Raw genomic sequence first — 14,963 nt, forward strand, 5'->3', positions numbered from 1 at the left:
GCGGTGGCTATTTCGCCGCGGTCAGGTCGTACAGGGTGATGCCGCCCACCGTGACCTCGGTGAAGTTCTCCTCGACCCAGGCCGTGATCTGCGAGCTCGTCCCCCCGCCGGGGCCGCCGCCCATGCCGCCGCCCATGCCGCCGCCCGAGGAGACGAACCAGTGGATCCTGCCGTCGGCGACGTACTGCTTGAACTGCGCGAGGGTCGGCGACGGGTCACTGCCGTTGAAGCCGCCGATCGCCATGACCGGCTTCCCGGTGGCCAGTTGGTAGCTCGCGGCGTTCTGGGAGCCGATCGCCGCGGCGGCCCAGGTGAAGTCCTCCGCATCCTGTCCGATCCTGGCCGCGGTCCCGGCGTCGGCATTCGCGCCACCCAGCAACCCGCCCATACCGCCCTGGGCACGGGAGGGGCCGCCACCGGGCAGCTGCCCGCGACTCTGGCCGGGTGCCTGGGCCGGTCGCTGGCCCGGTCCCTGCCCCTGCCGGCCCTGCCCCTGCGCGGGGTTCTGGCCACCGGCCTGGCCCGGCTGCCCGGGAGGCTGCATCCCGCCGGCGTCGCCCCGCCCGTTCGCCTGGCCGGCGTCGCCCTGGCCGCGTGGCTGCATCCGGAGTGCGCCCCCGGCGCTTCCGGGTCCGCCGGGTCCGCCGGGTCCACCGCCCGGTCCCCCCCGGCCGCCCGACACCGCCGGTCCCGCCGTGACGATCGAGCCCGTGTGCCCCTCGCTCAGGGTGGTGAGCGCATACGCCGCCGGACCCGCCAGCGACGCCGCGAGGCCCAGCCCGGCCGCGGCCAGCGCCACCGTGCGCCCGGCCCTCACCGACAGCAGCAGCCCTGCCGCCGCCACGAGTCCGCCGACCAGCACCGCCGTACGAAGCCACGGCAGATAGTCCGCGCTCCGGCCCAGCAGGACGTACGACCACCAGGCCGTCAACGCCACCGTGCCGCCCAGCACCGCCGACCACCGGACCTTCGCCCGCTCCTCCCACAGCATCGTGGCGCCCATGCCGACCAGTGCCGCGATGTACGGGGCGAGGGCCACCGTGTAGTACTCGTGGAAGATCCCCGCCATGAAGCTGAAGACGGCCGCGGTCGTCAGCAGCGCGCCGCCCCACACCAGATACGCCGCCCTGACCGTGTCCGTGCGGCCGGCGCGCCGGGTGAGGACGAGCCCCGCGATCAGCAGCACCAGCGCCGCGGGCAGCAGCCAGCTGATCTGGCCGCCGATGTTCCCGGCGAACAACCGGTCGATGCCGGTCTCCCCCCAGCCACCGCCGCCCCGGCCGCCGCCCCCGCCGACGCTGCCGGTCTCGTTGCCGTTGATCCGGCCGAGACCGTTGTAGCCGAAGGTCAGTTCCAGGAAGCTGTTGTTCTGGGAGCCGCCGATGTACGGACGCGAGGACGCCGGCCACAGTTCGACGACCGCCACCCACCAGCCGCCCGACACCACGAGCGCGAGCCCCGACAGGGCGAGTTGGCCGAGCCTTCGCACCAGAGTCGTCGGCGCGCACACCGCGTACACCAGCGCCAGCGGCGGCAGGATCAGGAACGCCTGCAGCGTCTTCGTCAGGAACGCGAGGCCGACCGCGGCACCCGCCCACACGAGCCACGCGGTGCGGGCGCCTTCGAGAGCGCGCAGCACGCAGTACACGGTGACCGTCATCAGCAGGGCGAGCAGCGCGTCCGGGTTGTTGAAGCGGAACATCAGCGCGGCGACCGGCGTCAGTGCCAGCGTCCCGCCCGCCAGGAGGCCCGCCGCCGGGCCGAAGCGCCGCCGGACGGCTGCGTACAGCACCGCCACGGTCGCGACGCCCATCAGCACCTCAGGCACCAGGATCTGCCACGAGCCGAGACCGAAGAGGCGTACGGACAGGGCCATCGGCCACAGGGCGGCCGGGGGCTTGTCGACGGTGATCGAGTTGGCGGCGTCGGACGAGCCGAAGAAGAAGGCCTTCCAGCTCTCGCTGCCGGCCTGGGCGGCCGCGGAGTAGAAGGAGTTGGCGTAACCGGACGCGCTCAGGTTCCACAGGTAGAGCAGCGCGGTGGCGAGCAGCAGGGCGAGGAACGCGGGCCGCACCCAGGGGCCGTCCGCCTCCCGGCCGCGCAGCAGCCGCCCGAGCGGGCCGCGACGTGCGCGGGCCTGGTCGGGGGTCGGGAGGGGGGCGGGGACGGGGCCGTCGGGGGTGGCGAGCCCGGCGGGGAGGGCGGTGGTCATCGGGTGTACCTCATGTCGTCGTGGCTCCGCGGGGCTTCGTGGCCCCGCACGTCGTCGTGGCTCCGCGGGCCTTCCTGGCCCCGCACGTCGTCGTGGCTCCGCACGTCTTCGTGGCTCGGCATGCCGTCGTGGCTTCGCCGTTCGGGGAAGACCCAGGCGCGGAAGAGCAGGAAGCGCAGCACGGTCGCCGCGAGGTTCGCCGCGATCAGGACGGCCAGCTCCGTGCCGTGGGAGGGACTGCCCGCCGCCGCGTCGAGGGCCGCGAGCGAGCCGCTGGTCAGCGCGAGCCCGATGCCGAACACCACCAGGCCCTGTGCCTGGTGGCGCATGACGCGGTCACGGCCGCGCACCCCGAAGGTGAGCCGCCTGTTCGCGGCCGTGTTCGCGACCGCGGAAAGCAGCAGGGCCGCGGCATTCGCGGCCTGGGGGCCCGTACCGGCGCGGAAGAGGGAATACAGCAGCAGATGGAGCAGCGTGGAGAACGCGCCGACCACACAGAAGCCCACCAGCTGACGGGTCAGCCCTCTGGGCACCCCGGCGAGCCGCCGGTCGCGCGGGTCGTCGCCGAAGGGCCGCGCCAGACGGTCGAGCGGCAGCGCGCCGACGGCCAGCCCCCGGCCCACCCGCCAGACGCCCTTGAGGTCCTCGGTTGCCGTACTGACGAGGTGCACGCTCGAATCCGGGTCGTCGACCCAGTCGACGGGGACCTCGTGGATACGCAACCCCGCCCGTTCCGCGAGCACCAGCAGCTCGGTGTCGAAGAACCAGCCGGTGTCCTCGACCATCGGCAGCAGCCGCTCGGCGACCTCCCGGCGGATCGCCTTGAACCCGCACTGCGCGTCCGAGAACCGCGCTGCCAGCGACGACTTGAGGATCAGGTTGTAGGCCCGCGAAATGAACTCCCGCTTCGGCCCGCGCACCACACGTGAGCTGCGCGCCAGCCGGGACCCGATCGCCAGGTCCGAGTGCCCGGAGATCAGCGGGGCGACCAGCGGGAGCAGTGCGTTGAGGTCGGTGGACAGGTCGACGTCCATGTAGGCCAGCACGGGCGCGTCCGAGTGCAACCACACCGTGCGCAGCGCCCGCCCCCGCCCCTTCTCCTCCAGCCGGTGCGCCCGCACCTCGGGCAGGCGGTCTGCCAGGCGCGCCGCGACCTGGGGCGTGCGGTCTGTGCTCGCGTTGTCGGCGATGGTGATCCTGAAGCCGTACGGGAAGGTCCTCGCGAGGTGCCCGTGCAGCCGCAGCACGCACCGTTCGAGGTCGGCCTCCTCGTTGTGGACGGGGACCACGACGTCGAGTACGGGTGTACCGGCCGGGCCGGCGAGCAGATGCTCACGGGCCGGAAGGGTGCCGCGTGGGGTGTCGGTTCGCATACGACGACCCTCGGCGGGGCCGCTGTCACGGCTGTGTGATCAGCCTGTGGTCCGTCTGTGAGTCGTGTGCGACGGCCGGGGCGGCCGGGGCCGGGGCCTGGCCGACGGGTGCGGCCGGGTCGACGGCGGCGGGCGGGTCGACGAGCACGGCCGGGTCCGCTGCCGGGATCGTGACCGCGAACACCGTGCGGCCCGGATCCGACCGCACGCTCACCGTGCCGCCGTGCGCCGTGACGACGGCCTGCGCGATGGCCAGCCCCAGCCCCGTGCCGCCCGCCTGCCGCGAACGGGAGGCGTCGCCGCGCGCGAAGCGCTCGAAGACGTGCCGCCGGAGTTCGTCGGGGATGCCGGGGCCGTCGTCCTCGACCTCCAGCAGGACGGGCCGCCCGGGCGGGCATCCGGCGCCTACGAAGGGCCCGGTCGCGCACCCGGGGCGCACCCGGGCAGTCACGGTCGTGCCCGGAGGCGTGTGCGTACGGGCGTTGGCCAGCAGGTTCACCAGGACCTGTTGGAGCCTTTCCCCGTCCGCGCGTACGGTCACCGGTTCCCCGGGCAGCTCCAGCCGCCATGCGTGGTCCGGCCCTGCGGCGCGTGCGTCCGCGACCGCGTCCACGACCAGCGAGGACAGATCGGTGCACTCGTACGAGAGTGGGCGGCCGGCGTCCAGTCGGGCGAGCAGCAGCAGGTCCTCCACCAGGCCTGTCATCCGCACCGCCTCGCACTCGATCCTGCGGAGCGCGTGCCGGATGTCCGGCGAGACCGCGTTCCGTTCCCGGCCACGCCGCGTCAGCTCCGCGTAGCCGCGGATCGAGGCCAGCGGCGTGCGCAGTTCGTGACTGGCGTCCGCGACGAACTGACGTACCCGCGTCTCGCTCGCCTGCCGCGCGGTCAGCGCCGAACCGACGTGCCCCAGCAGCCTGTTGAGCGCGGCCCCGACCTGGCCGACCTCGGTGCGCGGATCGGCCTCGGAGTCCGGCACCCGCTCGTGCAGCGCCACCTCACCGCTGTGCAGCGGCAGTTCGGAGACGCGCCGCGCGGTCGCTGCCACCCGCCTGAGCGGGCGAAGCGCCACACCCACCATGGACACACCCGCGATGCCCGCGGCGGTCAGTCCCGCCCCGGTCACGCAGACCTCGACGACGATCAGTGTCCGCAGTGCGTCCTGCACGTTCTGTGTCGGCACGCCGACCAGGAACGAGCCGCGGATGCCGTCGGCGTACTCCACCCGGTAATCGCCGCGGCCCGGCAGCTCGACCGTATGCGGTTCGCCGTCCCGCGCCACGGAGCCGAGCGCCTCGCGCTGCGCCACGGTGAGCGGGTCCTCGGTGGGCCCGAGCCCGTCCGGCTCGTGCTGAGCGCTGGCGACGGCCACGGAAACCGTGCCGTCCTCGCCGAGCAGTGCCCCGACCGTGCCGACGGGAGCGCCGCCGCCCGTGACGAAGTCCAGCGGGGCCTTGTGGGGCAGGCCGTCCGGCGGCCGCTCGCCGGTCGGCATCGGGGGGCCGGCGGCCCGCATCGCCACAGCGCCGAGTTGGGTGTCCAGCTGCCCGTACAGATAGGTGCGGAACGCGACGGTCGTGACCGTCCCGATCACCGCGCACACCACGGCGATCAGCAGCACCGCCGAGACCACCAGCCGGGTCCGCAGCGACCACGGCCGCCCGCGCCACCCCGCCGGCCCATCCCTCCCGACCAGCCCGCGCCACCCCGCCGGCCCCGGCCGTCGCCCGGTGCCCGGCTGCTGTGCGGCCGCCCCCACCTCACTCACCGGGCTTGATCAGATATCCCGCCCCGCGCCGGGTGTGGATCATCGGCGAACGTCCCGCGTCGATCTTCCTGCGGAGGTACGAGATGTACAGCTCGACCACGTTCGCCTGGCCGCCGAAGTCGTAGTTCCACACCCGGTCCAGGATCTGCGCCTTGCTCAGCACCCGCCGCGGATTGCGCATGAGATAGCGCAGCAGCTCGAACTCGGTCGCCGTCAGATGGATCGACTGCCCGCCGCGCGTCACCTCGTGACTGTCCTCGTCGAGGGTGAGGTCACCGACGACGACCAGGGACTCACTGCGCACCGCCGCCGCCTTCGACCGTCTGAATCAGTCCGCGCAGCCGGGCCACGACCTCCTCCAGCGAGAAGGGCTTGGTCACGTAGTCGTCGCCGCCGGCCGTCAGCCCGGCGATCCGGTCCTCGACCGCGTCCTTCGCGGTAAGGAAGAGGACGGGCACGTCGGGCGCCTCGCGGCGCAGCCGCCCGAGGACGGCGAGGCCGCCCATGTCGGGCAGCATCACGTCCAGCACGACGGCGTCCGGCCGGAACTCGCGCGCCGAGCGCAGCGCGCCCGCGCCGTCGCCCGCGCTGCGCACCTCCCACCCCTCGTACCGCAGGGCCATCGACAGCAGTTCGCTCAGCGGCGCCTCGTCGTCCACGACGAGCACCCGTACGGGACTGCCGTCGGGCCTGAGCAGTTCGGTGCGCCCCTGGGGCGAGAGGGTGGTCATGCTCACCACCCTGCGGGCCCGCCCTGAGAGCCTTCTTGCCCGAAGCTGTGAATTCCCTGAGAAACCCGGGCCGGTGCGAGGAGCCGTGCGCCGTTGTCGTGGCAGACGGCCCGCAGCCAGTCGTCGCCGAGGCCCAGCCGTTCGAGGGCCCGCAGTTGGTGGACGTAGGGGTACGGGATGTTCGGGAAGTCCGTCCCCAGCACGACCCGGTCGGCGAGGTCCGCGAGCCGTCCTCGCTCCCGTACCGGAAACGGCACCGTGGCCTCGCTGAAGTCCGTGAACGCCATCGTCGTGTCGAGGTGCACGTGCGCGTACCGCTCGGCGAGGTCGAGGAAGTCGGTGTACTCGGGCATGCCCATGTGCGCGACCACCAGCCGCAGCCCGGGATGGCGGGCCAGCAGGCGGCCCACCGGCGCGGGCCCGGTGTGCTTTCCCGGCGCGGGCCCCGAGCCGGCGTGGATCACGACGGGCACTTCCGCCTCGGTGAGCAGTCCCCACGCGGGGTCGAGCAGGGGGTCACCGGGGTCGTACGCACCGACCTGTACATGGGCCTTGAAGACCCGCGCCCCGCCCTCCACCGCCTCCCGCACATATGCGGCCACGCCCTGCTCCGGGAACAGCGTCGCGGTGTGCGCACAGTCCGGCGTGCGCGCCGCGAAGCCGGCCGACCAGCTGTTCAGCCACGCGGCCATGCCCGGTTTGTGCGGATAGAGCATCGAGGTGAAGGTCCGCACCCCGAACTCCCTCAGCAGCGCGACGCGTTCTTCCTCGGCACGCCGGTAGGCGATCGGCCAGTCCCGGCCGGTGAGGGGGCCAGCCGCATCGAAGTACGCCCACACCTTGCGCAGGACGCGCTCGGGCATGAAGTGCGTGTGGACGTCGACGAGCCCCGGGAGCCCCAGCCGTCCCCAGAACTCCCGTACCTCCCGTACCTCCCGCGCCTCCTGGCCGTCAGCCGCGTCAGGCACGTCTGCCGCGTCATTCGCGTCATTCGCGTCATTCGCGTCAGGCACGCCGGCCCGGTCAGCCGCGCTCAAAGCCGTAGCTCCGCTCGACCTTGGCGACGTGGACGCTGTAGCTCTCGTACCACTCGGCCCGCCCTCGTCGCTGCGCCTGCTGGTGCTCCAGGTTGCGCTGCCAGGTGGCGATGGAGTCGGTGTCCCGGAAGTAGCCGACGCTGATGCCGAGCCCGCCGGGCGTCTTGGCCGACTCGTACCCCAGGAAGCCGGGCACTTCCCTGACGAGTTCGTTCATCCGCACGGCGGTCTCGGCATATCCCTGGGGGTCGTCGCGGCGGACGGAGGTGAAGACGACGGCGTAGTAGGGCGGTTCTATTCCGCCGACAGGTTTGATGCTCATGACAGTCACCCTCCGGTCCGGCCGCCGGTGCTGTCCACCGTCATTGCCATACGGGATCCGAAAGGGATCCGTTCCTTTGCCGTACGGCGCCGGCGTCGGTCAGAACAGACCGTCCTGCTCGCCCCCGGCCCGCGTCCAGGTCACCGGGACACTCATCCCTGCCGCGGGGTCGGCGCCCACCAGCGACCACCCGGTCATCAACCGGGTGTCGAGCACGACGACCTCGTCCCCGGCGGTCCTCAGATGCAGATCGGGCCCGGCCGCGGCCAGCAGCCGGCCCGCGACCACTCCCCCGCCGGTCAACCCGCGCACTACGCCGGTCGCGGGCGGCAGCCCGTCGAGCCCGAACACGGCCGCGTGATCGACCACCTCGCAGGCCATCCGCTCCAGGGAACCGGCCCACCCGCCGAGGGCGACGGCCCGCGCATGAAGCTCCGCGACCTCGGCGACCCGCTCGCCGGCCGGCGGCAACGCCGCACGCACCGCCCGCTTCCTGCCGTACGGGATCCGGTCCGGCACCCCCAGCGCGGCCCGCAGCAACTCCTCTGTCCGCCGTGCGGCCATCAGCGGCCCGCGCCCCAGCCAGGTGAAGGCCACGGCCCCCTGCTCCAGCAGCCGGGCAGCGCCGCGCTCCTCGGCGGTGATCCCCACCTTGACCATCCCGGGCCCGAACCAGGCCAGGTACACGCGGTAGGTCCGAGGGTCGTCGGGCACGCCGTCGGCCGCGACGGAGTGCGCCCGGTCCAGCCGCGCGCACTCGTCACAGCGCGCCTGCGTCACCCGCGCGGAGACCGTGGCCCGCACCGGACAGGGGTTCCCCCGCGCCCCCACGCAGCGCCGGTCGCCCTCGGCCCGGAAGCCGATCTCCCGGCCGGCCCCGAGTGGACTGACCCGCCCGCCTTCCCAGCGCAGCACCGCAACCCGCGCCCCGACGGGCCACGCGACCCCCGCACACCACCACGCCACGCTCCACACCTCCGGCGACCAGCTGCCGTACACACCAGAGGCCCCCGGATCATCTCCGGGGGCCTTGGGACTGCTGTGCACTCGGCAGGATTCGAACCTGCAACCTTCTGATCCGTAGCTCCAGCCGGATCGGTCGGCGACGGCCATCCGGCCGCTACGAGGCCCCGGAGGGACGGTATCGGACGGGGACGGTTGCTGGGTCGCGATACGGCGCTGCTGTACAGCCACATGCCACGCGTCTCCGAGGTGGTGGCTCCCGTGGGAGCATGCCCTGCATGACGCTGATCCGTGCGGTGGCGATCGGCCTTCTCGCCGGGAGCCCAGGAGCCCTGATCTTCGACCCCAGGGGCGAGGGGCCCAACCATATGCGTCTCGCCATGCTGATGGGGTTGCTGGTCGGTCAGCTCCTCACGGTCCCGGTCTGGCTGGTCGGTGGGGTCGTCCGGATGCGCGCACGGAAGGGGAGGCCGGTTCGCCCTTACCCGTTTCCTCTGGGCGCCTTGCTTCTGGCGTCGGGCGTTTTGGTGGTAACCCAGACGCGAGCAGTGCTGAATTGGCTGAGCGTCGAGCCGACTCCCGGTGGCGTGGGCGATCCCGACGGGGAGACATCCATAGCATTGCTGGCCGGCCTTTCCGGATGTCTGATGGTCCTCGCTGGTCTGGCGCTGCTGGCGAACGGCGTCTGGACGAGTGCTCGGGCGCGTGAAGGACAGGCTCCTATGGAGCCGTCTCAGGACTAGGGCTTGTCCGGCGAATCCTTCCGGTCGCCGGCTTTACCCTTCTGCAGTGGAGCTCTACTTCGATCCGGTGCCACTGCTCGGTGATGCGCGCGAGTCGTTCCGTGGGCACTGGACGCACCGGAATTGGCTCAACGTGCCCGGACCCTTTTACGCGGCCGACACCGACAACTGCGGTACCGGCCGAATCCACGCCCCAGGGCTCGTGCTCTACGAGGGCGATCACTTCACCGAGTACGTCTACCGCCAGCCCCGAACGACGGAGGAACTCCGGCAACTGGTCGACGCTGCCGAGGCGGAGTGCCTCTCCGGCTACGGCTGTGAGGGCGACGAGCACTGGACGGCGGCGGCGGTTCGGGAATGGTGGCGCGATCGAGGCCGGATCCGGGAGTACTTGGCCGACCGGGCCGGCGCATGGGTGGCCGACGACATGAAGTCGGGACAGGGTACGGCCGCCGCCGCCCGCGACTACGCCGCCAACCTCGACGGCGAACTGGCCGCGCACCTGCGCGTCTACCTCTTCTGGCTCGACCAGCGGCGCTCCCCGATGCTGACAGACCGACTTCCGGAGCTGTAGCCGTGCCCGTGAAGCGTCAGTCGGAGGCCAGAGGCGAATCACCGCGACAGTGACGGTGCCCTGGTGGACGTAGGCGCTGGGTGGCCAGGCCGCGCCACTGTTTGAGCTTGTTGATGCACCGCTCAACGGTGTTCCGCAGCTTGTACGCCTCACATCGAAAGCTGGAGGGCGTCCACCGCGGCTGCCCAGCCACTTGTGGTTCGCGTCCTGGTCGGCGGGCTGAGGGATCACCGCCCGGATCCCGCGACGCCGCAGGTGGGTGCGGATCGCAACGGAGGCCTTGTCCGCGAGGACAACGTCGGGCGTCGTTCGCGGTCTGCCGACGGCCGGGGCGATGAGCGAGAGCGTCGAACGTGTCACCTCCGACGATCTCAGGCAGAACTCGTTCAAGCCTCCCTGGCGTCGTCATGTGAGGGACTCTCCCACGCCGAGCCGACACCCAGGCCGCTGCTGAAGTGATCCAGGAAACGCCCACTGCTGTGACCGGAGGCCGCGCCCAGCGGCGGACCTCCGCGACCGATGAGCCGCCGCGGCCTACGGGTCACCCGAGCGCACGTACACTCGGCCTATGAACCGCACACGACGCGTCACGGGAGAGTGCCTGCCACAGGCCGACCCTGCCGCGCGTGCGGCCTCCGCGGGCCGGACGGGCGTCAGCCCCCGGACCGCCGCCGACGGCCGGGCCCCCACGGTCGGCCGCGGCGTCCTGCACGGCCACGGCTAGCGCTTCCCCACCGCGCCCGGGCCCACTCCCTCCCGCCGCACTACCTTCCGCGACGGGCCCCGCCCCGGGAGCCCGGTCTGATCACCGCGCCCCGACCGGCCCCGCCGCCTCGAGAGCGACGCATCTCCCTTCCCACCCCACCACCGCAGTCCCGACGCTCCGTCGACGCTGCCGCCAGGCGAGGGCCGCACGCCGGGCCGTAGCCGTCTCCGAAGGGACCACCGTGAAGTTGAGCGGGTTGTTGACCGGCCATGAGCACCACGTCATCCAGGGCGACACCGAATCGACGGGGATCACCGCGGGCACCACCTTCGACGTCGACCGGGTGGTGCCGGGCTCGCTCTTCATCGCCGTGCCCGGCCACCGCGGCGGCGGCCCCGCCTCCATCGGTGCGGCGCTCGCGCGCGGGGCGGTGGCGGTGCTCGTCGACGCGGCGGGAGCCGCCGCCGCGCCCTCCGGACGGGAGCTGCTGCCCGCGGTGTGTGTCGTAGGGGTGCTCGACACCCGCAAGGCGGCCGCGGTCGTCTCCTCCCGCTACTTCGGCGAGCCGGGCCGGCACATGGACCTGGTGGCCGTCACCGGGACCAACGGGAAGACCTCCATCTCCTACATGGTCGAGTCGCTGCTGAGGATCTCCGAGGGCGCCTCGGTGGGCGTGATCGGTACGGCGGGCAGCCGGATCGGCGACGAGATGATCCCGATGCCGCCCTCGGTGCTGACCACACCGGAATCGCCCGACCTGCAGTACCTCCTGGGCCGCATGCGGGACCAGGGCACCGGCAGCGTGGTGCTGGAGGCCACCTCGATGGCCCTGCAGACGTACCGGATGGACAGGACCTTCGTCGACGTCGGTGTCTTCACCAACCTGACCCAGGACCACCTGGACGACCACGGCACGATGGCCCATTACACGGACGCCAAACTGCGGCTGTTCCAGGGGCTGTGCGGACACGCGGTGGTCAACGTGGACGACGCCGTGGGAGCCGGCATCCGCGCGATGATGCCGGACGCGGTGACGACCTACGGCCTCGACGAGGAGGCGGACTTCCGGGCCACGGACCTGATCGCGGACGCCTCGGGCACGCGATTCACGCTGTGCCACGCCGGCCGGGCGTACCCGGCGGCGATCCCGGTCCCGGGCCGCTTCTCCGTGTCCAACGCGCTGGCGGCCGTCGCGGCCTGCCACGTGCTGGGGCACGACCTGGACGGACTGGTCGCCGCGCTCGCCCAGATGCCGCCCGTACCGGGCCGGTTCGAGCGCTTCGTGACCCCCGGCGGCACGTCGGTGATCGTGGACTACGCGCACTCTCCCGACTCCCTCGACAAGGTCCTCACGGCCATCCGCGGCTTCGCCCGGGGCCGGGTCATCACCGTGTTCGGCTGCGGCGGGGACCGCGACACCACCAAGCGCGCAGAGATGGGCCGCATCGCCGGCACCCACTCCGACCTGTGCGTCCTGACCTCGGACAACCCCCGCACCGAGAACCCCGAGGCGATCCTGGACCAGATCGCCCCCGGCATTGAGGCCACCGGCACGCCATACGAACGCTCCGCCGACCGCCGCCGGGCCATCGCCCTCGCACTGTCCGCGGCTCAGCCGGAAGACATCGTCCTGATCGCCGGGAAGGGCAGCGAACCCCACCAGATCGTGGGCGAGGACCTGCTCCCCTTCAGCGACATGGCAACCGTCCGCGACCTGGCCTCCCGCCTGCTGCCCTGAACCCGGAACCCTGAACCCGGAACCCCAACCCGGGCTTCGCAACCGGGGCTTCGCCCTACAAGTGCGTCTACCTCACCCTCCCCGACGAACCACCACCGCCACAGCCTGCTGCCCCCTCTGGGCCGCAAGGTGATCCCCAGGAAACGGCCTGGTGTGTGCTCGCGCAATGCGGCGTTTGTGGGACGCGGGTGACGTCGGTCAGTTGTTCCAGTAGATCAGCCAGAGCGCATAGGCCAGTGCGTTGTACGCGCTCGGGTTGATGGCCTTACTGCGGGCGTTGAACTGGGGCACCGGCCCCCTCCTCCACACGCACTGTTACCGAGCCATCACGGTACCGCGCAACCAGCCGACGATCAGCCCGTATGACAGCGCTTGATCCGAGCTGGCGTGAGCGGCACCAGACCCACCGATGGCGATCTCGTCACTCTGACGTGAATGTTCTCAAGTCAACTCAGCATGCCTTGTTGGTCTGAGATCCTGGAGACCGATCGAGAGGGGCCGCAGGTATGGAGTGGAAGACCCACGGTGAGCGACAGATCTACACGAACCCCTGGGTGAATCTGTGTCTGGTCGACGTCCAGCAGCCTGACGGGCGCAGGTGGGAGTACCACGTCGTTCGCCTCCGGCATCTGGCCGTGGCCGCCGTGGTCAATGATCGCCAAGAGGTCCTGATGATGTGGCGGCACCGCTTCATCACGAACTCGTGGGCCTGGGAGTTGCCCATGGGCCTGGTCGAAGAGGGCGAGACCCCGGAAGAGGCGGCGGCCCGCGAAGTCCTGGAAGAGACGGGTTGGCGTCCTGGCCCCATCAAGCCCCTGATCTACGCCGAGCCGGCCAACGGGATCACCGACTCGCAGCACCACGTCTTCCGCGTGGATGGGGCAACCTACGCCGGGCCGCCGACGGAGAAGAACGAGTCCGACCGCATCGAGTGGATTCCCCTGACAGAGGTGCGGAGCATGATCGACCGCCACGAGATCGTGAGCAGCGGATCGCTCGTGGGCCTGCTGTACCTGCTCATGGACGAGGCGATCCGCTGACCGATGGGACGAGCTCCCGTAGCCGCGCCTCGAAGGCCAGGGCTACGGGATCCTGTCTGTGCGATGCCAACTGGTCGTAGAACTCCCGCAGATGACCCGAAACGCGTTCGGAGGCCACCGCCGACGCGGGCCCCAAAGCTTGCGTGGCGGTGTGACACGCCTGATCCAGCTTGCCCTGATCCAGCTGAATGCGAGCGAGCCAGAACGAGTGAAACGCACGGCCGCGCTGGTTGGTGCGGTCCTCTCGCCGCAAGGCGTCCGCGATCAAGGGTTCTGCGGTCGCTGCTTCGCCCAGTCTCCCGTGGGCAATGCCTGTGTCCACGATGAGCTTCGGCTCGTCGAAGTAGGTCACCCATGATGGGTCCGGGTCGCTCGCCCGGATCTGCTCGAAATGGCGATGTGCCTCTCCGATCGCCCGGTGCGTGGAGTCCCGGTTGCCAAGAGTGGCGTGAGCGAAAGCTTCGCGCATGGACAGCATGGACAGGACCCGTGGGGTGGTGTCGAGCGCCGAGCGCGCCTGGTCCTGGGCAGCGGTCACAAGCGCCAAGGAGTCCGCGGGCCTGTCCTGGTACGTGCCCTGCAAGCTCATGCAGGCCAGGACGTTGGCCATGAATTGGCGGTCGTCTATTTCCTTGGCCAGTTGCAGTGCCTCGGTGAAGTAGGCGCGGGCCTGGTTGTACTGCCGGGCGTCGAAGTAGGTCCAGCCGGTGAGGCGGGCCAACTCGGCAGCGATTCCGTACAGGCCGTTCTGGATGGACGAAGGCCGGTTCTCCTTCAGGAGACCAACGACATATCGGAGCTGGCCGACGATGGCCGGCCTGAGCGCCTCGCCGCCGTGCTGGTCGTCCCGTCGCCAGTAGTCCTCGATAGAGGAGCGGAAGGCTTCAAGTGTGGCTGCGCTCAGACTCGTTCGCGTGGCCAGGGCCAGGATGTCATCGACATCTGGACCTGGCAGAGACGAGGGGGTCTGTTGCTCGGGCTCTGGCACTTGAGGCACTTCGCGCTCGGTGGCGACAAGGACCTGAGGCGTCTCCCATGGTCGGCGGGCAAGACCGAGCATGCCCCCTGGGATGCGCAAGCCGTCCGCGATGCGCTCGATGACGTCCATGTGCTGCAACTGCCGCCGACCTTGGATCACTTCGCCGACACGACTGGGGGTCAACTCACAGCGCCTGGCGATCATCGAGGAGTAGATGCCCGCTTTGGTCCTCACCAGCCGGAAGACTCTGGCGAAGTCCCGTACGCGACAGGCATCGATCATCTCTGGATCGGTGAGCAGCCTTACAGGCAGTTCCTGCGGCCGGTCGGCGTCGGGCATTGGGCAGGCTCCCCACTGCGAGGGCTACGCAACGTCATTGGCACTCTACTTGCAGCGATGTTACCCAAGTTGGGTAATCAGCCTGACCTTTTGGCGGCGGCACCCCGATCGCGATGCTCCTGTGCATGGCGAGCAACCAGCAGACCAGACCAGGCATCGGTGAACTGGCGAAGGACAGCGCCAGTAGCCGTATCGGCGTCGTCATGGGTGAGGTCGGCGGCCGTGTGCAGATAAGGCCGATCGGCGGCGGCACGGAGTGGGATGCCATGCCGGACAACGTGGTGGCGCCGAGTGCACGCGAGGAACTGAGTGCACGCCTGGCTGTCCGGAACGGCAACAGTCGGGACGGGCTGTGATGCGCGCCGTCAGCCAATATGCGGGAGTCCTGTACATCGCCATGATCGTCGGGTCGTGCGGCCTGGTGATCGGCATGGCTCT

13 protein-coding genes and 2 pseudogenes are annotated in these 14,963 nt (G+C 71.1%); 6 read left to right on the forward strand and 9 right to left on the reverse strand.

What is annotated here, in order from left to right; all coding sequences use genetic code 11:
* Window positions 1–7: 7 nt before the first annotated feature.
* The 7 genes and pseudogenes from J7E88_RS30550 to J7E88_RS30580 all read right to left on the reverse strand — a co-directional run bounded on the left by J7E88_RS30550 (window position 8) and on the right by J7E88_RS30580 (window position 8,409).
* The gene (locus J7E88_RS30550; protein WP_215186691.1) at window positions 8–2,212 is read right to left on the reverse strand and encodes a glycosyltransferase family 39 protein; all 2,205 of its coding nucleotides are present in this window, start codon (window positions 2,210–2,212) and stop codon (window positions 8–10) included.
* Window positions 2,209–3,585, reverse strand: a complete 1,377-nt coding sequence (locus J7E88_RS30555) for a bifunctional glycosyltransferase family 2/GtrA family protein (protein WP_215186692.1) — start codon at window positions 3,583–3,585, stop codon at window positions 2,209–2,211. The genes J7E88_RS30550 and J7E88_RS30555 overlap by 4 nt, the downstream gene beginning before the upstream one ends.
* Window positions 3,586–3,610: 25 nt before the next feature.
* Complete coding sequence (locus tag J7E88_RS30560; protein WP_308307667.1) at window positions 3,611–5,218, reverse strand: HAMP domain-containing sensor histidine kinase; 1,608 nt, start codon at window positions 5,216–5,218, stop codon at window positions 3,611–3,613.
* Window positions 5,219–5,345: 127 nt separating this feature from the next.
* Window positions 5,346–6,084: pseudogene (locus tag J7E88_RS30565) on the reverse strand (response regulator transcription factor).
* 2 nt (window positions 6,085–6,086) lie between these two features.
* Window positions 6,087–7,052 carry an amidohydrolase family protein gene (locus J7E88_RS30570; protein WP_308307668.1) on the reverse strand — a complete coding sequence of 322 codons (966 nt, stop codon included), beginning with the start codon at window positions 7,050–7,052 and terminating at the stop codon, window positions 6,087–6,089.
* A 55-nt stretch (window positions 7,053–7,107) separates the two neighbouring features.
* Window positions 7,108–7,443 (reverse strand): antibiotic biosynthesis monooxygenase, encoded by a 336-nt coding sequence (locus J7E88_RS30575; protein WP_215186694.1) that lies wholly within the window; start codon window positions 7,441–7,443, stop codon window positions 7,108–7,110.
* A gap of 99 nt (window positions 7,444–7,542) precedes the next feature.
* Window positions 7,543–8,409 carry a DUF2797 domain-containing protein gene (locus J7E88_RS30580; RefSeq protein WP_308307670.1) on the reverse strand — a complete coding sequence of 289 codons (867 nt, stop codon included), beginning with the start codon at window positions 8,407–8,409 and terminating at the stop codon, window positions 7,543–7,545.
* Between the two features lie 275 nt (window positions 8,410–8,684).
* Between J7E88_RS30580 and J7E88_RS30585 the strand changes: the two genes are divergently transcribed.
* Together J7E88_RS30585 and J7E88_RS30590 are read left to right on the forward strand one after the other, a co-directional pair.
* Window positions 8,685–9,149: a hypothetical protein gene (locus J7E88_RS30585; protein WP_215186696.1), complete on the forward strand. Its 465-nt coding sequence runs from the start codon at window positions 8,685–8,687 to the stop codon at window positions 9,147–9,149.
* Window positions 9,150–9,195: 46 nt separating this feature from the next.
* Window positions 9,196–9,723, forward strand: a complete 528-nt coding sequence (locus tag J7E88_RS30590) for a ferredoxin (protein ID WP_215186697.1) — start codon at window positions 9,196–9,198, stop codon at window positions 9,721–9,723.
* A 61-nt stretch (window positions 9,724–9,784) separates the two neighbouring features.
* Here J7E88_RS30590 and J7E88_RS36495 read toward each other — a convergent pair.
* Window positions 9,785–10,044: pseudogene (locus tag J7E88_RS36495) on the reverse strand (IS5/IS1182 family transposase); the annotation flags it as partial.
* Window positions 10,045–10,291: 247 nt separating this feature from the next.
* Between J7E88_RS36495 and J7E88_RS30595 the strand changes: the two are divergent.
* The 3 genes from J7E88_RS30595 to J7E88_RS30605 all read left to right on the forward strand — a co-directional run bounded on the left by J7E88_RS30595 (window position 10,292) and on the right by J7E88_RS30605 (window position 13,207).
* A complete protein-coding gene (locus J7E88_RS30595; protein ID WP_215186698.1) occupies window positions 10,292–10,447 on the forward strand; it encodes a hypothetical protein in 156 nt (51 codons plus the stop codon).
* Between the two features lie 223 nt (window positions 10,448–10,670).
* Window positions 10,671–12,167, forward strand: coding sequence for a UDP-N-acetylmuramoyl-L-alanyl-D-glutamate--2,6-diaminopimelate ligase (locus J7E88_RS30600; RefSeq protein ID WP_215186699.1), 1,497 nt, complete (start codon window positions 10,671–10,673; stop codon window positions 12,165–12,167).
* Window positions 12,168–12,673: 506 nt separating this feature from the next.
* The gene (locus J7E88_RS30605; RefSeq protein ID WP_215186700.1) at window positions 12,674–13,207 is read left to right on the forward strand and encodes an NUDIX hydrolase; all 534 of its coding nucleotides are present in this window, start codon (window positions 12,674–12,676) and stop codon (window positions 13,205–13,207) included.
* On the opposite strand, the gene J7E88_RS30610 is transcribed toward J7E88_RS30605, so the two are convergent.
* Complete coding sequence (locus J7E88_RS30610; RefSeq protein WP_215186701.1) at window positions 13,185–14,525, reverse strand: helix-turn-helix domain-containing protein; 1,341 nt, start codon at window positions 14,523–14,525, stop codon at window positions 13,185–13,187. The genes J7E88_RS30605 and J7E88_RS30610 overlap by 23 nt on opposite strands.
* 113 nt (window positions 14,526–14,638) lie before the next feature.
* Here J7E88_RS30610 and J7E88_RS30615 point away from each other — a divergent pair, with 113 nt between their 5' ends.
* The gene (locus J7E88_RS30615) at window positions 14,639–14,881 is read left to right on the forward strand and encodes a hypothetical protein (RefSeq protein ID WP_215186702.1); all 243 of its coding nucleotides are present in this window, start codon (window positions 14,639–14,641) and stop codon (window positions 14,879–14,881) included.
* Window positions 14,882–14,963: the final 82 nt, after the last annotated feature.

The organism is Streptomyces sp. ISL-10 (genome assembly GCF_018614575.1).
GTDB lineage: Bacteria > Actinomycetota > Actinomycetes > Streptomycetales > Streptomycetaceae > Streptomyces.